This is a genomic window from Streptococcus sp. HMSC065H07, assembly GCF_001837325.1.
Taxonomy (GTDB): domain Bacteria; phylum Bacillota; class Bacilli; order Lactobacillales; family Streptococcaceae; genus Streptococcus; species Streptococcus salivarius_H.
Map to the genome: position 1 here is coordinate 66,567 of NZ_KV832013.1, position 19,916 is coordinate 86,482.

General features: G+C 40.3%; 19 protein-coding genes. 4 read left to right on the forward strand and 15 right to left on the reverse strand.

What is annotated here, in order from left to right:
• Nucleotides 1-6: 6 nt before the first annotated feature.
• The gene (locus tag HMPREF2637_RS00525) at nucleotides 7-522 is read right to left on the reverse strand and encodes an SLOG family protein (protein WP_070838894.1); all 516 of its coding nucleotides are present in this window, start codon (nucleotides 520-522) and stop codon (nucleotides 7-9) included.
• A gap of 76 nt (nucleotides 523-598) precedes the next feature.
• Between HMPREF2637_RS00525 and recU the strand changes: the two genes are divergently transcribed.
• Both recU and pbp1a read left to right on the forward strand, forming a co-directional pair.
• On the forward strand, nucleotides 599-1,195 hold the full coding sequence (recU, locus tag HMPREF2637_RS00530; protein WP_070838895.1) for a Holliday junction resolvase RecU: 597 nt from the start codon (nucleotides 599-601) through the stop codon (nucleotides 1,193-1,195).
• Nucleotides 1,195-3,489: a penicillin-binding protein PBP1A gene (gene pbp1a, locus HMPREF2637_RS00535; protein ID WP_070838896.1), complete on the forward strand. Its 2,295-nt coding sequence runs from the start codon at nucleotides 1,195-1,197 to the stop codon at nucleotides 3,487-3,489. Before recU ends, pbp1a begins: the two co-directional genes overlap by 1 nt.
• Before the next feature lie 103 nt (nucleotides 3,490-3,592).
• Here the strand turns inward: pbp1a and pepC are convergent, their stop codons facing one another.
• The 14 genes from pepC to leuS form a co-directional block, all read right to left on the reverse strand.
• Entirely contained in the window at nucleotides 3,593-4,930 is a 1,338-nt protein-coding gene (gene pepC, locus HMPREF2637_RS00540) for an aminopeptidase C (protein ID WP_070838897.1), read from the reverse strand.
• Between the two features lie 101 nt (nucleotides 4,931-5,031).
• Nucleotides 5,032-5,475: a DUF805 domain-containing protein gene (locus HMPREF2637_RS00545; protein WP_070838898.1), complete on the reverse strand. Its 444-nt coding sequence runs from the start codon at nucleotides 5,473-5,475 to the stop codon at nucleotides 5,032-5,034.
• 15 nt (nucleotides 5,476-5,490) lie between these two features.
• Nucleotides 5,491-6,312, reverse strand: a complete 822-nt coding sequence (nadE, locus tag HMPREF2637_RS00550) for an ammonia-dependent NAD(+) synthetase (RefSeq protein ID WP_070838899.1) — start codon at nucleotides 6,310-6,312, stop codon at nucleotides 5,491-5,493.
• Between the two features lie 11 nt (nucleotides 6,313-6,323).
• Complete coding sequence (locus tag HMPREF2637_RS00555; RefSeq protein ID WP_070838900.1) at nucleotides 6,324-7,778, reverse strand: nicotinate phosphoribosyltransferase; 1,455 nt, start codon at nucleotides 7,776-7,778, stop codon at nucleotides 6,324-6,326.
• A gap of 183 nt (nucleotides 7,779-7,961) precedes the next feature.
• Nucleotides 7,962-9,263 (reverse strand): ABC transporter permease, encoded by a 1,302-nt coding sequence (locus tag HMPREF2637_RS00560; RefSeq protein WP_083320392.1) that lies wholly within the window; start codon nucleotides 9,261-9,263, stop codon nucleotides 7,962-7,964.
• The gene (locus HMPREF2637_RS00565) at nucleotides 9,232-9,915 is read right to left on the reverse strand and encodes an ABC transporter ATP-binding protein (RefSeq protein ID WP_002883700.1); all 684 of its coding nucleotides are present in this window, start codon (nucleotides 9,913-9,915) and stop codon (nucleotides 9,232-9,234) included. The genes HMPREF2637_RS00560 and HMPREF2637_RS00565 overlap by 32 nt, the downstream gene beginning before the upstream one ends.
• A gap of 212 nt (nucleotides 9,916-10,127) precedes the next feature.
• A complete protein-coding gene (locus HMPREF2637_RS00570) occupies nucleotides 10,128-10,838 on the reverse strand; it encodes a MerR family transcriptional regulator (RefSeq protein WP_070838901.1) in 711 nt (236 codons plus the stop codon).
• A gap of 90 nt (nucleotides 10,839-10,928) precedes the next feature.
• A complete protein-coding gene (locus tag HMPREF2637_RS00575; protein WP_070838902.1) occupies nucleotides 10,929-11,354 on the reverse strand; it encodes a DUF3021 domain-containing protein in 426 nt (141 codons plus the stop codon).
• Between the two features lie 9 nt (nucleotides 11,355-11,363).
• Nucleotides 11,364-11,819, reverse strand: coding sequence for a LytTR family DNA-binding domain-containing protein (locus tag HMPREF2637_RS00580; protein WP_021151391.1), 456 nt, complete (start codon nucleotides 11,817-11,819; stop codon nucleotides 11,364-11,366).
• Nucleotides 11,820-11,837: 18 nt separating this feature from the next.
• Nucleotides 11,838-12,680 carry an ABC transporter permease gene (locus HMPREF2637_RS00585; RefSeq protein ID WP_064525506.1) on the reverse strand — a complete coding sequence of 281 codons (843 nt, stop codon included), beginning with the start codon at nucleotides 12,678-12,680 and terminating at the stop codon, nucleotides 11,838-11,840.
• On the reverse strand, nucleotides 12,680-13,546 hold the full coding sequence (locus HMPREF2637_RS00590; protein ID WP_064525503.1) for an ABC transporter ATP-binding protein: 867 nt from the start codon (nucleotides 13,544-13,546) through the stop codon (nucleotides 12,680-12,682). Before HMPREF2637_RS00590 ends, HMPREF2637_RS00585 begins: the two co-directional genes overlap by 1 nt.
• A gap of 237 nt (nucleotides 13,547-13,783) precedes the next feature.
• On the reverse strand, nucleotides 13,784-15,013 hold the full coding sequence (locus HMPREF2637_RS11225; protein WP_064525500.1) for an acyl-CoA thioesterase/BAAT N-terminal domain-containing protein: 1,230 nt from the start codon (nucleotides 15,011-15,013) through the stop codon (nucleotides 13,784-13,786).
• 58 nt (nucleotides 15,014-15,071) lie between these two features.
• Nucleotides 15,072-15,527 carry a MarR family transcriptional regulator gene (locus tag HMPREF2637_RS00600; RefSeq protein ID WP_064525498.1) on the reverse strand — a complete coding sequence of 152 codons (456 nt, stop codon included), beginning with the start codon at nucleotides 15,525-15,527 and terminating at the stop codon, nucleotides 15,072-15,074.
• A gap of 98 nt (nucleotides 15,528-15,625) precedes the next feature.
• Nucleotides 15,626-18,127, reverse strand: a complete 2,502-nt coding sequence (gene leuS / locus HMPREF2637_RS00605; protein WP_064525495.1) for a leucine--tRNA ligase — start codon at nucleotides 18,125-18,127, stop codon at nucleotides 15,626-15,628.
• 193 nt (nucleotides 18,128-18,320) lie between these two features.
• Here leuS and HMPREF2637_RS00610 point away from each other — a divergent pair, with 193 nt between their 5' ends.
• On the forward strand, nucleotides 18,321-19,088 hold the full coding sequence (locus HMPREF2637_RS00610) for a DeoR/GlpR family DNA-binding transcription regulator (RefSeq protein ID WP_064525492.1): 768 nt from the start codon (nucleotides 18,321-18,323) through the stop codon (nucleotides 19,086-19,088).
• Nucleotides 19,081-19,890, forward strand: a complete 810-nt coding sequence (locus tag HMPREF2637_RS00615; protein WP_064525488.1) for a Cof-type HAD-IIB family hydrolase — start codon at nucleotides 19,081-19,083, stop codon at nucleotides 19,888-19,890. Before HMPREF2637_RS00610 ends, HMPREF2637_RS00615 begins: the two co-directional genes overlap by 8 nt.
• Nucleotides 19,891-19,916 lie beyond the last annotated feature (26 nt).

Genomic DNA, 19,916 nt, shown 5'->3' on the forward strand with positions numbered 1-19,916 from the left:
TATATCCTATTCTGACATCAACTCATTGAGGTCATCAAAAGTCAGCCTAGATAGAGGATAGTCCTTTGCTTCTAACATCATATCGTAAAAATATTTCAGATTTGTTTCATTTTCAGGTTCATAAAACACATAGGCCTGATCGGTATTGTCAATGAGAAACTGGTTAAACTGTTTGAATTGAGCTGGTGATTGGTAGGCAGGAAAACTATACTTAACAAAATCGACCTGCTTAAAAGCTGCAAGTTTGGCCTGATTCGCTTCATTCCAATTCTGCCCATGCGTTTCAAATGGAAAAAGGGTGGCTAATTTCAAAGAGTAATCTTCTTGAAGTTTCTTAGCCACTTCCAACGCCCAAAATTCAAAACCAAGATTTCCAGTAAAAATTATCCAGTCTACCCCTTCATCCAAAAAACGCTTAAAATCACGCTTAATAGCTTTTTTTATGATAGTTACCTTGGGATCATTATCTTTAAAAACACCAAGTTCAAAGCTCTTATAGCCAGTTACCAGTAGTGATGTCATTTGTTGTTTTCCTCATTCATTTTATGGTATAATAAAATAGTCTTTATGCATATCTTATAAAGAAGAAGGGAAAGAAATGGTAAACTATCCCCATCAGATATCTCGTAAGATAGCACAAGTACGTCCTAAAAAATCAAATAGAGTTGACTTTGCCAATCGGGGGATGAGCTTTGAATCTGCTATTAACGCGACTAATGATTACTATTTGTCGCGTGGTTTAGCCGTTATTCATAAAAAACCTACCCCTGTTCAAATTGTCAAAGTCGATTATCCCAAACGCTCACGGGCGAAGATTGTAGAAGCTTACTTTAGACAAGCTTCTACTACCGACTACTCCGGCGTTTACAAAGGATACTACATTGATTTTGAAGCCAAAGAGACACGACAAAAGACATCCATGCCTATGAAAAACTTTCATGCGCATCAAATTGAGCACATGTCTCAGGTCATCAGTCAAGATGGGATCTGCTTCGTGCTACTTCACTTCTCGACGCTTAAGGAAACCTACCTTCTGCCTGCCAAAGACTTAATCGCTTTTTATCAGATTGATAAAGGGACGAAATCAATGCCTCTTGATTATATCAAAAAAAGAGGCTATGCAATTGCAGAAGTAGCTTATCCTCAAGTTCCTTACTTAGAAATCATTGAAAAATTATTAGGTGGTAACACATAATGGCTAAATTTAATTTCAGCAACTTTAAAGAATCACTTAACGGTTTGACTAAACGTGCTAAAAACATCAAGGTCAAGCGTTCAGATTCTTCTCGCTATAGCAAAGGAAAACGCTCTGCCGCTTCAGACCAAAGTTTGGGCTGGCGTATTGCAAAATACGGATTTATTGGACTGCTTACTTTCTTTGTAGTCTGTGTCATCGCTGGTGGTAGCCTCTTTGCCTACTATGTTAGCAGTGTTCCTAAACTTACCGAGAACAAACTGCAATCAACAAACTCAAGTAAGATTTACGACGCTAATGGTAGTCTTGTTGCCGACTTGGGAGCTGAGAAACGTGAGAGTGCATCAACAGATGAAATTCCAACAACTCTAGTTAATGCCATCACCTCTATCGAGGATAAACGTTTCTTCACTCACCGTGGGATTGACGTCTACCGTATCATGGGGGCAGCTGTTAACAACCTTCGTCGTAGCAGCACCCAAGGGGGGTCTACACTCGACCAACAGTTGATTAAGTTGGCTTACTTCTCAACTAACACTTCTGACCAAACCCTTAAACGTAAGTCACAAGAAATCTGGTTGTCACTCCAAATGGAGCGTCAATTCACTAAACAAGAAATCTTGACCTTCTATATTAATAAGGTTTATATGGGTAATGGTTACTACGGTATGAAGACTGCAGCTAAATATTACTTTGGTAAGGACTTGAGCGACCTCTCTGTTGCCCAAGCAGCTCTTCTTGCTGGTATTCCACAAGCACCAACACAATATGACCCTTATGCTAATCCAGATGCTGCCAAAGAACGTCGTAACACTGTTCTTGACGAAATGTATGAAGACAAGAATATTTCTAAAGAAGAGTACGAGCAAGCTAAAGCAACTGATGTATCAGATGGCCTTCTTCCACTTACGAAGAAAGCTAGCTATGAGCCATACTTAGATAACTACATCAAACAAGTTATTGAACAGGTATCTACCGATGCCAACGCTGATATTTACTCAGCAGGTCTCGACGTCTACACTAACCTTAATCCAGATATTCAAAAATATATCTGGAACGTCTATAATACTAACGACTACGTATACTATCCAAACGATAGTCTCCAAGTTGCTTCTACTATTATTGATGTTACTAATGGTCGTGTCGTTGCCCAATTGGGTTCACGTCACCAAGACGAAAACATTGCACTTGGTACCAACCAAGCTGTTCAAACAGACCGTGACTGGGGTTCTGCAATGAAACCAATCACTGACTATGCTCCTGCTATTGAAAAAGGTGTTTATACAAACACTGGTACGACTGTTTACGATAATCCTTACAATTTCCCAGGTTCCTCAACGCCAATTCACAACTGGGACCGTAAGTATTACGGAAGCATTTCATTGACTTATGCGCTTCAACAATCACGTAACGTAACAGCCGTTAAAGCTCTTCAAGCTGTAGGGTTGGACTATGCCCAGTCCTTCTTGAAGGATTTAGGTATTGAGTATCCAGAAATGTTCTACTCCAATGCCATCTCATCTTCAACAACATCGTCAGATCCTAAGTACGGTGCATCAAGCGAGAAAATAGCTGCGGCCTATGCTGCCTTTGCAAATGGCGGTACTTACTATAAACCATCTTACATTAAATCAATCAAATTTGAAGACGGTTCAACAAAATCATTTGATTCTAAAGGTGTCGAGGCCATGTCGCCACAAACAGCTTACATGATGACAAGCATGTTGAAACAAGTAATGACAGGTGGTTCAGCGACTGAAGCTTATGTCCCTGGTACATTCAATGCTGGTAAGACTGGTACATCTAACTATGATGACGATGAATACTACAAGGTACAAAAAGAAAGTGGCGTCTATGCTTATCTTATGGTTCCAGATGAAAATTTCGTTGGTTACAATACTAAGTATTCAATGGCGATTTGGACAGGTTACAAAAACCGTAAAACACCACTTCATGATTCAGACCTTGACATTGCTAAACAAATCTACGGTGTAACAAGTAGCTACCTTAACCAGATGTATGGTGCGGGTTCTGAAGATTTCGATATGCCTAGCGGTGTTTATAATAATGGTAGCTATGTCTTCCTTACTGGTTCTTCAACATCAAATGTTTACACAGGATCACTTGGAACATCTAGCTCATCATCAAGTTTAGACTCAAGCCAAAGCAGTGACTCATCAAGTTCACAAGATAGTCAACAGTACGGTCCTGATGCTTCAACAAATCCATCGACATCGGCCTCTTCTAATGGCTCTGAACATTCAAATTCAAACACTGCTACAGCAGAAGAATAAGAAATAAAAAGGGTTATCTGATTGGATAACTCTTTTTTTACCGATAGATTTTAAAGAAACTATAAAAAACACTGGAAAATTTCCAGTGTTTTCATGTATTGTCTTATTTTGAAGCAAGGGCTCCCATTGGATCCCAAGGAGCAAGTACTTGTGGCTCTGCTTCATAGGCTGCCAATTCTTCAGCTGTAAGGAAGTCTTTGCGGACAACGATTTGATAAGTGTATTCATCCATCCAGGCATCAGAAGCGACAAAGTAACCTTTTTGTCCAACCTTGTCTCCCCAAGAGTTTTCAACTTTCCATTTAACAGGTTTGTCATCGGCATCCAAATCAACCCCAGTCAATACCATGGCATGAGTCATGAGAGATTCACTGTAGTCCAAACGTCCTGCCTTATCTTGAGTCAAGTTAATATCCATGCTAGCTGTAAAGTCATAAACATTAGTTGCAAGAATACCTTTTTGACGGTCTGAAACTTGACCAACATCTGAACCAAACCAAACAGTTTCTCCAGACTTCATCTGTGCAATTGCAAGCTCTTTGAAACGGTCCATTGGGAGGTTGATATAACGAACACTTGGTGCACCCACAACATTACCCAACATCTCAACAGTATAAGATTTTCCGTAAGGTTTATCAGCTGTTGGAGCGTTGATAACTGACACATAATCACTGAGTTTTAGACCCACATATTTTTCAAAGAAAGCTTGTGGTGTGATATTTTTCTCAGATTGATAGTTGTCATCTTTATCTCGGTAGGCAAAATCAAACTGACGTGGTGGTAAGCCAAGAGTCATGGCAAGATAGTTGAAGATTTCTTGAAGAAGCTCTTCCTTCTTAGCTTGAACAGCAGCTTGAACAGCACCACCAGCAATCAAATCACGTAAAATTTGAGCATCTTGACGAAGAAGCTTATTGAGGTATTGATTAAGCTCACGACTATTGCTTGAAGCTACAGATTCTGGATAAACTGATTTTGGCACAACACCATATTTTTCAAAAAGTGATACGACCATATCCCATTGTCCACCATCTTGTTGAGGGGTATCCAAAAGGAATTTAACCTTACGACTGCCAATCTCTTGATCTGCTGTAGCAATAATTTGTTCCAAGAACCAGTTTGATTTTTCATACTTGTCCCAGAAGAAGGTGTGGGCTTGAGAAAGCTCGAAACTTTCCAATTTGAAGTCTGAGATTAATTTATGGCGGAAAGTATTTAGTGCCGCAAACATCCAGCAACGTCCTGAAGCCTTTTGGTTAGACACCTCATCTTTAGTCAAATCGATTGAGAAAACATGGTCATTTTCAACTTCTGATCGACGTGTTTCGATGGATTTGAGCAAGCCATTATGAGTTACAGCATTCTCAATAGCACTGTACTTGGCATTGGCCTCATATTCTGCAAATAGTTTATCTGTGAAATCCGTTGATAGTGAAGTCATAAGATTCCTCCTTTTAAGCCTTATTCTTCTCTATTTTATCACTAATTTCTGAAAATTCAATTTAAAAATACCCCTAGGTTAAACCTAGGGGTACGACAATCTTATTCAACTTTATCAAACTGCGTTTCAGGTGCTAGTTTCGTTGGTTGACAAGACATGATAAGGAGGACAATGCTTCCAATCAATGAGAAGATAACCAAGATTGGTACAAGCCCTATATAACTTAGAAGTACCCAAGCCGGATGAAAGCCTGCATCTCTTAAACGACGGATTTGTAGAGACAATTGAGGGATAAGTTCAATTAAGCTAAAAAGCATTAGTGGCCAAGCATAGGTAATAATTATTTTTTGCAGTTCAGTCTGATTATTCAACAGAGCTGGGTCACTAAGGTCAACATTACTGAAGAAAGGAATAAGAACACAAAAAACAGTAAGAATAGTAATAATAATGACATTAACCAAGTAAGCCCACCAGTAGTCTGGACGAGTCGAACGTCCGCTAAAATCAAAGGCACGTTTCCAAAAGTCAATATAAGCTTTAATCATAAATCAATTCTCCTCTTATTTCCAAAAATCGTCAAAAATAGTGATTGGCAAGTGACGTTTGTGTTGACCTTTACGCCACCAAGACTCAATCGTTTCCTGGGCTTTAGCTGAGACTTCCTTGCCTTCAAGGTAGTCATCAATTTCACGATAGGTCACACCAAGTGCCACCTCATCAGCGATTCCTGGTTTGTCCTCTTCCAAGTCCGCTGTTGGCACTTTTTCATAGAGAGCCTTGTCCGCACCAAGTTCTGCAAGAAGGGCTGCACCTTGACGCTTGTTTAGACGAAAGAGCGGCAAAATATCCGCACCACCATCGCCAAATTTTGTGAAGAAGCCAGTAAGGTTTTCAGCGGCGTGGTCTGTCCCGATAACTGCCCCACTATTTTCACCCGCAACCGCGTATTGGGTAATCATACGTTGACGGGCCTTGATATTTCCCTTGTTGAAGTCAGAAACAGTGACACCTGCCTTAGCAAGTTCCTCAACCTGACCGTCAACAGCTTCTTTGATGTTAACCGTAAGACTCACATCTGGCTTGATAAAAGCAAGAGCACGTTGGGCATCATCTTCATCTGCTTGAACACCATATGGCAATCGAATGGCGATAAACTGATAGTCTTTTCCTGTCTCTGCACGGAGCTCTTCAACCGCAAGTTGTGCCAGACGGCCAGCCAATGTAGAATCTTGACCTCCTGAGATTCCCAAAACATATGTTTTAAGGAATGGATGTTTGAGCATGTAGGACTTCAAAAAATCAACGGATTTTCTAATTTCTTCCTTTGGATCAATGCTAGGTTTAACACCTAGTTGAGCAATAATAGTTTCTTGCAAAGTCATAATTTCTCCTTTTACTCTGACAGGTCATGAGCTTTCTTACGGACATTATCAATCAAGGTCATCTTGTTATCCCAGACATCTTTAGCCAAATCAACTGGATAATCTTGAGGGTTAAGCACGCGCTTATACTCATTCCAAAGTTCGTCCAATTCCTTAGTCGCATAAGCCTTGATTTCATCAAGACTTGGTAAGTCATAGATTAGTTGCCCCTTGTCGTAGATTGGGACCAAGAGTGGCACTGCATCGAAATCACGAACAGTCTTATTAATGTAGGTATATGTTGGGTGGAACATATTAATTTCTTCTAAAGCATTAACATCCGTGTCTGCGAAGGTGATATAGTCACCTTCTGATTTGCCCTTGGCACGACTCGTAATACGCCAGACTTGCTTTTTACCTGGTGTCGAAACTTTCTCAGCATTGTTGGACAACTTGATAGTATCATGCATGACACCCTGATCATCTTCCATTGAGACAATCTTGTAGACAGCACCCAAGGCTGGTTGATCATAGGCAGTGATAAGCTTAGTACCCACTCCCCAGACATCAATCTTGGCCTTTTGCATCTTCAAGTTGAGGATGGTATTTTCATCAAGGTCATTTGAAGCATAAATTTTGGCATCAGGGAAACCGGCTGCATCTAGTTGCTTACGGACCTGCTTCGATAGATAAGCCAAGTCACCTGAATCAAGACGAACACCCAAGAAATTAATCTTATCACCTAGCTCTTTAGCGACACGGATAGCATTAGGAACACCAATCTTAAGGGTATCATAGGTATCTACAAGGAATACACAGTCCTTATGAGTAGATGCGTAGGCTTTAAAGGCATCATAATCGTTGCCATAGGCTTGAACAAGGGCATGGGCATGGGTACCAGAAACTGGGATTCCAAAAATCTTGCCGGCACGTACATTTGACGTTGCATCCGCACCACCAATTACGGCTGCACGCGTCCCCCAGATTGCTGCATCCATCTCTTGTGCACGACGTGTCCCAAACTCCAACAAAGGAGCATCCTCAATGACAGAGCGAATGCGAGCTGCTTTTGTCGCAATAAGAATCTGGTAATTGAGGATATTTAGCAAGGCAGTCTCTACTAACTGACACTGAGCCAAGGGACCTTCCACTTGGAAAATCGGTTCATTAGCAAATACCAAATCACCTTCAAGGGCTGAATTGATAGTCAACTCGAGTTTTAGGTTGGCTAGATAGTCCAGAAAATCCTTAGGATATCCTAAATCCTTAAGATAAGCAATATCAGTTTCTGAGAAAGTCAGATTTTCAAGATAGTTGACAATACGTTCCAGACCTGCGAACACAGCAAAGCCATTTTTAAACGGAAGTTGACGGAAATAAACTTCGAAAACGGCCTTTTTATTGTGAATACCTTGGTTGAAGTAGACCTGCATCATATTGATTTGATACAAGTCAGTGTGCAAGGTTAAACTGTCATCTTTATACATAGAATTCCTCCAATCGAATAGGTACTTCTTTTTTGTTACTTATAGCTTGTTTATGCTGACTATTATAGCATTTTTGGGCAATTGTCTCCACTTTTCAGAAAGTTAATTATTGTTTGGATTTTCCGATTATTCTAATGGTAATTTTGACAAAAAAGAGCAATCTGGGGAGACTACTCTTCATTTCTATTCATATCTTAGGGACTCGACAGGGTCCATTTTACTGATTTTACGGGCTGGAAGGTAGGCTGATACATAGCCCATCAAGAGCGAGAAGCCAAACATGATGAGAATTGATGTCAGATTTAGATCAAACACCTTGCTGACACTTGGGTAGAGATGTGAAACAATCATGTTGGCCAGGGTTCCAATCCCCTGTGATACAAGGAGGGCAAGAGCTAGTGAGATACCCGTAATCCAGAGGGCCTCATAAACAAAGATAGCTTTCACGTCACGATTAAGATAACCGACAGCCTTCATAACACCAATCTCTTTTGAGCGTTGCATGATGTTAATATAGATGATAATTCCAATCATGACAGCTGAAACTAGGATAGCTTGTGACGAAAGGATAATCAAGAGGGCCTGGATCACACGGATGAATTTAATAATGACATCTAAGATGGCCTGCTGTGAAAGAACCAGATACTTCTTGTTTTTCTGCAATTTTTTAGTGACTTCCTTAGTCTTAGCTGGATCCTTGAGCTCCAAAAGCATGTAAGAGACTGTTTTGGTAAAGCCATTTTCTTTGAGCAATTCTTCCAATTGTTTGGCTGGCATATAGCTATTGCTCTCTTCAGCATCCTCGCTGTCATCAACAATACGGACAATCTTAGTCTTGATATCTGCTACTTTAGTTCCATCAGCAGTATTTTCAACAATCTGAGCTGAAATTTCTTTACCGATAAATTCTTTAGCCTTGAGCTTCTTCCCTGTTTCTTGGTTGTAGTGTTTGACAAAACTCATCGGAAGGGTTAGGCCCTTTTCATCTGCAGATTTAAAAGGTTTCCCAGCTGAAATTTTATCCTTATCATTGCGAGAGGTAGAGATTTTTGTGTTCTTGTAAAGACTGATAACCTGAGAATAGTTAGGAAGATCCTTACTGAAATCCATGGTCTTGCCATCAAGGGTAAGACTTGCCATGTTCATTCCAAAGGGACTCTCCAAATACTTAATGTCATCACTCTTAATCTGGCTACGAATAAACTTCTCGTCATCCGCATTTAGAACCCCTCTGGCTGCTGATTTAGCACTAAGACTGATCTGAATTTGGGATGGAATGTTGCCACCATCGGTACTGTCATTAATCATACCAACAATAGCATTTCCCAAACCAAAGGAAATTAGGACACCGATAAAACCAATGGAAGTTGCCGTCGCAATCAAAAGATTACGCCACTTACGTTCCATAAAGTTGTTCAATGACAATTTAAGTTTATTCTTGAGGGTCAATCCCTTATTTTTCGATTGTTTCAACGACTTCACCATCCTTCATTTTAATGACAACATCCGCATAATCCGCCACCTCAGGGTTATGGGTTACGATAATCACAGTCTTACCTGCCTCGGCTAGCTCTTTAAAAATTTCAAGAACATTTTCCTGAGACTGAGAATCAAGAGAACCAGTCGGTTCATCAGCCACAATCATTTCTGGATTATTAACTAGGGCACGGGCAATGGCCACACGTTGTTTTTGCCCACCAGAAAGCTGCTTAACATTTTTCTTGATAAATTCTCCGATTCCAAGACGACTGAGCTCCTTTTCCGCAATCTCGACCATCTCTTTATCAGTCATATTTTTAACGTAAAGAGGCATCTTGACATTTTCAAGGACTGATTGATGAGGGATAAGATTGAAATTTTGAAAGACAAAGCCAATATGGGCCTTTCTAAAATAGGTCAGGTCACGCTCTGAAAAATCACGCATGTTCTGATTCTTGAAATACAGATTTCCCTGATACTGACTATCCAAGCCGCTAATAATACTGAGCAGACTGGTCTTACCACAGCCAGATGGACCGTAGATAGCAGTGATCTTTCCTGGTGCAATCTCAAGTGTAACATCGTTCAAAGCGCGCTCTTGGTTCGTACCGTCGAGATTATAGTACTTTGAGATGTGGTCAATGGTTAAAATGGACATGGTTTCCTCCGTAAAATTGATTTAGATTAGAATTTGATTAACTTTTATCCAATTATCTGCTTATCTATTTCAAGCAAAATAGCAGAAACACTTAACTAATCGCCTTCTAAAACGATACATTAATTATAAACATTAAATGATTATAAAAATAGTGACATGAATGTCACTATGGCATGAGAAAAAGCCAAAGTCCCTAAGACTTTGGCTTTAGTTTATTGACAATAAATACGAATAGCTTCTGCGAGAAAAACTGCAGTCCCTGATCCCCCGACTTTATCGATAAAACTAGAAAAGCGATTATCTGTTTGGTACATCTGACCTAGACCAGCTAATACCGTTTGGTCACATGGATAAAAATGCTGACTAATATAGTCTTGTAACACCTTTACTTGCTCCTGAACACTAATGTCATCAGGATTAGACTCTTTGAGCTGGCCGAAAGTAGACATGATTGTGGTCATCTCTTTTGTGACTTCAGGGAAGGACTCCTCTCCCTTAGCCGCAAAAGCTTGATAAGCTTCTGTCTGACCCCATCTAGCCTGAGCTTCTTCCTGAAATGCTTCCATAGCTTTTTGATCAAATGCTTCAAATGACATTTCTTCTTCCTCCATTTGTAAGGCCTTGGCATGGGCTATGACAGCTTCTAAACGGGACTTTTTCAGCTCTAAAAGCTTGATTTGATCCTTAAGCGCCTGGACTTTATCATAGCCTGCTTGACCTACGATTTCCTTAATTTTTTTGAGAGGAAAGTCTAACTCACGGTAAAGCAATATTTCCTGCAAACGGACAACCGCATCGCGATTATAGTAACGGTAACCATTTTCAGCCACAACTGACGGTTTCAGCAAATCAATTTCGTCATAATAATGAAGGGTGCGCACACTGACACCTGATAGTCGGCTCACTTCTTTTACAGATTTCATTAGAACTCCTCTCTGATTAAGAGTATAGGCTATGACGTGGCGTGAGGGTCAAGGGGCAAAAAAGTCTTTTTTTGAAGTTCGTATAATTTCTTACTTTTCTTTCTTTTTCTGGCTTCGACGATGTAATAAGGCTTGGTTAATACGTTGGGTTCTTATATGCATTTGCCAAATGAGGTAAAGCCAGATAATAATATAAACGGAAATGAAGACAATCCATATGATCGGATTCAGCACAGCATCAATCCAACCCACTATTAGACAAGTCCCTATCAGTACAATCGCTGTCAACAAGAAATGCAAGATTACTCTAAGCCTATACGACATGCGGTCAAGCTCTTCCAAAATCCACGAGAGCATCCCCATTAAGCCACTCATCATAAAGAGGGCTAAAATATTTCCCACACTAACTTTTGGATAGATAAGCTGGGGAAATAATTGACCTAGTAAAAGGAGGGCAAGATAGAAGAACGATCCCGTTCTCACGCCGGATACAAAATAAGCAATAAAACGTTTCATAGGTTCCTCCTAGACCCCTAAATAATCCATCAAGGATTTGACATATTTTCGGCTGACACTAGACTTCACTCCACCTGTCATTTTGGCCATCATATTGCCAGAAAAACTATCCGATAGGGATTCCAAATGGTCTATATTCATAACAGCATGACGTGATATCTGTAAAAAACTTCGACGATTGATGCGATGCTGAAAGTTTGTCAGTGTCTCTTTCATCGTATAGGTTTTGTCTATTGTATAAATCGTTAACACATTCTTATCAATCTCAGCTAGGATAATATCATCAATTTTTACCATAACCAAATGATCATCCGTTTTAATAGGAATCACCACTTGATTTACAACTGAAAATTGTTCGAGGTAATCCATTACCTCTCGTGCTTGATCAGACAATCGCTCCGCTTGGATAACCACACAGGGGTCCTTTGTCGAAATATCTGACTTTTCTTCAAAACGAAGTTTCATTCCTATTCCAACTCTCACTTATTTTTTCTTACTAGACTTTTTCACTAAAATAGCCCAAAGAATGCCTACTAGAAGAATACCTCCTAACACTATAAGGTAAGTATTTTCCTTTGTCAACAACTCTTGCCACTTGAGTTGAACACCCATTTTCTCTTGGAACTCTTGACGAAGATCATCTTGACCTTTAAAAGTCTCACTTAATGTTTCATTCATGAGGACTTGCCGATAAAGTGCAGCAATATAAGTTGCTGGGGTACATTTCATTAGTAGTTGAGCAAAATTAGGTAGAACGCCCAAAGGTACATAAGTCCCTACCAAAAAACCGGAAGCTGTACCCACTATGGTCGCAAACTTTCCAAGACTATCTACTGATTGGAAAAAGTGAACAAAAATGGCATTCACCAAGCTAGAAAGCAGGCTACTAAGCAACATAATGAGGAGAACTTCAGGTAGTATGGATAGTTTGGGAACTTCTCTAAAATAGCCACACATCAGCACACACATAAGGACCTGCATGGCAAAAGAAATGATGATTGCACTCGCTAGATATGAAGATGGTAACCGCCACTTCCCTTGATCCGATAAATAAAGATCCTGATCTACTTGATGTTCACGGTCCTTTACCAACTGAGTCAAGGCAGCCAGACTGGTCGTAATCCCTGTCACTGCAAGCGTTCCACTCATTAGCCAATTATTTAACAAAGGACCATTATTGGGGAGCTGAGCCCAAGCATCTGTTAGATTCTTTTGAAGAAAAATAATATAGAGAATAAAGGAAATCAAGGCTCCCAACAAGGAGAAGAAAACCCCTGAACGATTTCTAAAATATAATAAAAAATTCCGCTTTAGTAAGGCTAGCATTAGCGGACCTCCCTTCCTGTAAGTGCAATAAAGGCATCATCCATGGTCCCTGGACGAAACTCAAAATGGGCTATTTTATCTCTAACTTGCGCCAGGTAATCAATGGCTTCCCTTTCACTCTCGGGTTGAAGAACATACTCCAATTGACTTTGTTGCTCTACTGACATTCCCGAAGTTTTGAGACTTTCTATCTGCTGTATCTCCTTGAAGCGAATCTTCAAGATGTTTTTTGCATACTGACTCTTAATATCTAATGCCGATCCTTGAGCAATCACTTTCCCATGGTCCACAATATAAATCTGATTTGCTTCATCTGCTTCATCAAGATAATGCGTGGTCAGTACAACGGTCATCCCCTCTTCCCTCTGCAATTGATAGAGCAAATCCCAAATAGACTTACGAGTTTGGATATCCAAACCCGTTGTTGGCTCATCCAAGAATAATATATCTGGTTGTGAGAGAAGTGCACGCGCAATGTCAACCCGACGCTTTTGGCCACCTGAAAGCGTCCCGTATTTTTGTTTTTGGAAAGCTGATAGACCTAATCGATCAATGAGATCTGACACACGATTAGGTTTAAGACCTTTATACTGTTTAGCACGAATAATCAGATTTTCCCTAACCGTCAGCATCTCATCTAAAACACTGGTTTGGAAGACCACTCCAATTTTAGTACCGGGTTCATAAATAATGTCGCCTTGCGTTGACTGTTGCAAACCAATCAACATGGAAATTGTCGTCGATTTGCCAGCCCCGTTCGGACCTAGAATCGCATTGAACGTCCCTCTTTTAAATTGTAAGTGAATATTATCCACGGCAAGATGATTTCCGTAACGTTTGCTTATGTTTTTAGCTTGTAAAATCATGTTCTCTCTCCTTTTTGACAATATCAGTCTAGCAAAAAAGCCGTTATAAAAACGACTTTTGGGGATAAACGGTCAAAATGAGGGTCCAAGTGGCGAGATGGAAGAGATAAACTGTATCTTCTGAAAAATCAAGTATTACAATAAAAAGCCAACTTCCATATTTAATTGCCGATAAAAAATAACACAAAAAGTAGGAATGAACTATCTTTTAATTTTATCCTCATAAAGTTTCTAGTATCACTTCTTTAAATGCCTATCAAAAAAATGAATCGTTGCCAACCAAGAATCCTCACTCTCTTTCATCAATAATCGCCAATCCCTTCGGTAACGATGATTTGGTTGATAAGCCACTGTCAACATGTGACCTGTTTCATGGTATTTTTTAAATGTAATGTGGTGGCCTTTATAATGTGAAACAATATCATCAATTGCTGATGAGGCATCCCATATTTCATCAACAATACTTCCGAGCAATAAAATTGGCGAAGAGAGTCTACTAATATCTATCCTAGCAGACCAATCTTTAGGGAAGGATTTTTTTAAAAGTTTGCTGAACAGATAATCTCTAAGTTGAAACTTTTGATAGGTAAGTTCTTTTTGCAAATGCGTCCAAGAAGAAGTATGAGAGTTCCATTTCCCTCTTATCCCTTCATACACCACATCAGAGGGGGAATTTAGTACCAAACATTGAACGTCATTATAAATGCTCTCCTCAGCTAAAACTAACTCTGCTCCTTTAGACCGTCCATAGATTCCAATTCTTTCACTATCTACTTGAGGATGCTGACGTAGATAATCCTTTGCTTCCACAAGGCACTCTAAAGGAATACGTTCCAAATGTTTTGGTAACCCCTCTAAACCAAAGTAGGCAACTGCTAGGCAAATATAACCTCTAGAAGATAAAAGCTGAGCTATGTTCTGTGCCTTTTCAATCCGTCCTTCACTACCGCTCACAATAATCAATGCTGGTGTTTTTATTGCCTTTTTATCATAGAAGAGTCTCCCTTGAAAATGTTTCCCATAAATATCTTTATGACTAATTTGCGAACTCATGTAATGTCTTGTGAAAGTTCTCTCTGCAATGACAGTATTTCCTTGCATAATTTTGATTTCCACAAAAAACCGATCTAGTAAAGGAATTTTAGAAAGAGAGGTTGGGAGCTTCTTTTTCTTATTGGTCAAGGGCTTTGCATTAGAAAATAGTCCCATTGTTGAAATGCCTTCATAAGAGCCAGAACAAGATGGAGTTTGTGAAATATCAATAATACCATTCTTATCTGATACAAAAATCCCTGTTGATCTCCATAAACCATCATGAGCTAAAAGCATGGGAGCATTGATACAATAATAATCGGATAGAAACATTTCGACTCGATATGTTTCCCTTGGTTTTAAGCCATCGATGACAATACTAAAAGATTCGTCTGCTAACTCAGACTCTGAGATCAGTTCAATTTGTATAGTCATATCTTCCTCTTTTTTTGTTAACATAATTAACAATATGGTTTTAAAATTACCGTGACTGTTACCACGGTAACTCTTGCCATACCTGTTCAACATCATCCATCAGTTTCATAACCATTTGAAGGTCCTCTTCACTATAGTTTCTTAAAACTGAAAAAATGGTTTTTTCAATATATTCTTGCTGCTCTTTATGAATGTTAAAAACGTCAACCCCTTTTTTGGATAATATCAGATATTTATTTTTTTCATTATCTGGTGCAAATTCAAAAGAAACGAGGTCTTTCTTGATTAAACGTCTAACACTCTGAGTAATAGCACTCCTAGATACTTCAAGTAACTCAGATAATGTCACTAGATTCACAGGCTGATTGCGGCCTATTAGATCAATCAAATGGACTTCATTAATAGTGATTGATTTATCAATACTGTTCCGATGTTGATCCTTTTTCAACTGTTCAAAGGCTAAAACAAAACTGTTAAAACGATTATTAAACTTATGCAGTTCTTTCTTATTCATAGTGTCCCTCTTTTTGTTAATAACATTAACAAAACTACTATTTCTTGTCAAGCTGAACCTAAAAAATCCTCCAGAGCTTAGCTCTAGAGGATTCATTTTTATTTCACAACAATATTAACGAGTTTATTAGGGACACTAATCACTTTCACGATTTCCTTGCCATCAATCTCTGCTTTGACTTTTTCGTCAGCCATAGCCACTTCTTGCAATTCTTCGCGTGAAAGGTCTTTCGCAACCATGAGTTTAGCACGGACTTTTCCTTTGATTTGGACGACGATTTCGATTTCGTCTTCAACCAATTTGCTTTCGTCCCATGTTGGCCAAGCTACATAAGAGATTGACTCACCTGTTGCTGCCACTGTTTGCCAGAGTTCTTCTGCCAAGTGAGGCGCAAATGGAGCGATCAATTGGATAAATCCTTTGGCGTAATCCACATAGAGTTTATCTTCCTTGTTAGCAGCATTAACAAAGACCATGAGTTGGGCAATAGCTGTGTTGAATTTCATAGACTCGATTTGCTCAGTGACAGATTTAACAGTTTCGTTATAAACCTTGTCTAGAGCGCCATTGTTTTCCGCAACAATCTCTTTACTTGTAATCAAACGGTAAACACGGTCTAGGAATTTACGGCTTCCTTCCAATCCTTCTTCAGACCAAGCGATTGAGGCATCAAGTGGTCCCATGAACATTTCATAGACACGAAGGGTATCAGCACCGTATTGTTCCACCACATCGTCTGGGTTGACAACGTTCTTGAGGGATTTAGACATCTTGGCTGGTGCTTGCTCCAATTCTTCTCCTGTTTCCACATGGAAGAAGGAACCGTCACGTTTTTCAACTTTATCAGTCGCCACGAGAGCACCACGGTGGTCACGGTAGCTAGTTCCCAAGATCATTCCTTGGTTGAAGAGTTTTTGGAATGGCTCTTTAGTCGGTACAACACCAAGGTCATAGAGGAATTTATGCCAGAAACGAGCGTAAAGCAAGTGGAGCACGGCGTGTTCTGCACCACCCACATAGATATCTACTGGCAACCATTGTTTGAGGAGATCCTCGTCAGCCAATTTCTCTGTGTTGTGTGGATCGATATAGCGGAGGTAGTACCAGCTTGAACCTGCCCATTGTGGCATAGTATTAGTCTCACGACGACCTTTGACACCATCCTCACGAGTCACTTCAAGCCAGTCTGTCAAGTTAGCCAATGGGCTTTCACCAGTACCTGAAGGGCGAATGTCCTTGGTTACTGGCAAGACAAGTGGGAGTTCACTTTCTGGAACAGCTGTTGAAGTACCATCTTCCCAATGAATAATTGGGATTGGTTCACCCCAGTAACGTTGACGGCTAAAGAGCCAGTCACGAAGACGGTAAGTGATTTTTTCTTGACCAAAGCCTTTTTCTTCCAACCAAGCCACGATTTTAGCAATCGCTTCCTCTTTGTTGAGACCGTTCAAGAAGTCAGAGTTGACGTGAAGGCCATCTTCTGTGTAAGCAGCCTCTTCAACGTTTCCACCTTCCAAGACTTCTACGATTGGAAGGTCAAACTGTTTTGCAAATTCCCAGTCACGCTCATCGTGGGCAGGTACGGCCATAACAGCACCTGTTCCGTAGCTGGCAAGAACATAGTCCGCAATCCAGATTGGGATTTCTTTCCCATTGACAGGGTTGACGGCATAAGCACCAGTCCAAACCCCTGTTTTTTCCTTGGCAAGGTCTGTACGAGCCAAGTCTGATTTAAGACTGGCTTGGTGTTTGTAGTCAGCTACAGCTTCTGCTTGTTCAGGTGTTGTGATGGCATCTACCAAGTCATGTTCAGGCGCCAAAACAGTGAAGGTCGCACCAAAAAGAGTATCTGGACGTGTCGTAAAGACTGTGAATTCCTTGTCAGTCCCCTTCACTTTGAAAGTGACATTAGCACCAGTTGATTTACCAATCCAGTTGCGTTGCATGTCCTTGATAGACTCTGGCCAGTCAAGGTCATCCAAGTCATTGAGCAAGCGCTCAGCATAGGCAGTGATTTTGAGCATCCATTGACGCATTGGTTTACGAACAACTGGGTAGCCACCACGCTCAGATGTTCCATCTGGAAGAACTTCTTCGTTGGCGATAGCTGTTCCCAATTCTTCAACCCAGTTTACTGGCACTTCAGCTTCATAAGCCAAACCTTTTTCGTAAAGCTTAGTGAAGATCCATTGCGTCCACTTGTAGTAGTTCGGATCTGTAGTATTGACTTCACGGTCCCAGTCGTAAGAGAAGCCAAGCGCATTGATTTGGCGTTTGAAGTTGGCAATGTTTTCTGCTGTGAATTCCGCTGGGTCATTTCCTGTATCCATAGCGTATTGCTCTGCAGGCAAGCCAAAGGCATCCCATCCCATTGGGTGAAGGACATTGTAACCTTGAGCACGTTTGAAACGGCTGAGGATATCAGTCGCTGTGTAGCCTTCTGGGTGTCCTACGTGAAGACCCGCTCCAGATGGGTAAGGGAACATGTCAAGCGCATAAAACTTAGGTTTTGAGGCATCTGTTCCTGTCTTAAAAGTGTGATTGTCAGCCCAGTATTTTTGCCACTTAGGCTCGATTTCTTTATGATTGTAAAAACTCATGGTTTCTCTCCAATATTCGTAATGCTTCTATTATAGCATTTTTGAAGGATTTTTAAAGATGATAAGGGAACTTTAAGAGGCAAATTCACCTTAATCTATTTTGCACTTTTTTTATTCTTTTTAAGTTTTTTTGCGCTTTTGTATTGTGAAAAAGCAAAAAGATGCTATACTAGTATCAGAAAGAAGGTGACTCATGTATCAGGAACAACGATTAGAGAAAATATTAACACTCTTGGAAGAGAGGGGAAACCTATCTGTCAAAGAAATGGTTGATGAATTAGAAGTTTCCAAAGACACTGTCAGAAGAGATTTCGACTGTCTCAGCCAGAGAAATCTGGCTCAACGTACCCATGGTGGCATTCTGCCAGTTAAAAATACCACTGTTCTAGGCTTCCAAGAACGTCAGAAAGGACTCACTGAAGACAAGAAAAAAATGGCAGACCTAGCGCTTAGCTTGGTCAAAGACCAATCTCTACTCTTTTTCGATGTCTCTACCTTGATGCTTGAAGTCTCACAAAAATTGACTAAGAAGGTCACTATCTACTCCCACTCTTTGGACAACGCCTTGGTCCTAAGTGGCAAAGAAGGCGTTGACTTCCATCTCTTGGGAGGAAGATTTTACAGTAAAAACCGCTTCTACTATTCGCTTCACGAAGCCCAGCTCTTGCAACATCTACAATTTGACTTAGCCTTCTTTGGAGCGGCTAGTCTCAATCAAGGAGTGGTCAGTTATGAGGACGAGGAGGATGTTGCTGTTAAGCAACTGGCCATGCAGGCTGCCCGAACCAAGATTCTTATTGCTGAATCAGACAAGTATGAAAAACATTCCAAATATATCTTGGGTAAGATTAAAGACTTTGACTACTGGATTACAGATAAAAAACCTGATCCTGATTTGATCGAAGCCCTTAAAGACAGAGTAACGATTTTATATGATGGAAAGGATAGCGACTATGAGTAAGATTCGTTTGATTATCAGTGACATTGATGGCACTATTCTCACTAGTAACCACCAGGTGGATGAACAACTGATTGAGGTAATGCCAGAGCTTGAAAAGGCAAATATTCCCTTTGTTTTAGCTTCTGCCCGTTCTCCACTAGGAATGCAACCAATCGCTCATAAACTGGGACTTCATGACAATCCCATCGCCTGCTACAACGGTGCCTTAGTACTTGAGGGTGACCGTACTATCATCCAACACCCTGTGGATAAAGCTGAAATTCAAGAACTTCTTGGCTACTTATCCACAGATTACCCAAGTGTCTCTGTGAATATCTACTCTGGCAAGGACTGGATTACCAACAAACTAGACAAATGGTCTCAGTTGGAAGGAAGCATCACGGGTGAATCTCCTATGATTAAGGAGCTGCAAGACACGGTCTCAGATTCAGAGCCTCCTATCCACAAGCTTTTGTTGATTGATGAGCCTGAAGTTATTCAGGACCTCCATCAAAAACTCCTAAGCATGGATTTTACACAGACAGCCTTCTACTTATCCAAAGATAACTATCTTGAAGTCACAGCCAAACATGTTTCTAAAGAACACGCTCTCATCGAGGTTGCCAAATATTACAACCTTCCTCTTGAACAAGTCATGACAATCGGAGATAACTTCAACGACAGTCCTATGTTGGCTCTAGCTGGCCTGGGAATTGCTATGGGCAATGCACCTGAAGGGGTCAAGGAAACAGCAAACTTAGTAACGACTTCAAATGATGAACATGGTGTGGCTCAAGCTATTACAGAACATGTCCTAAACTAAGCCAATATCTAATGGTGGGAACAGCC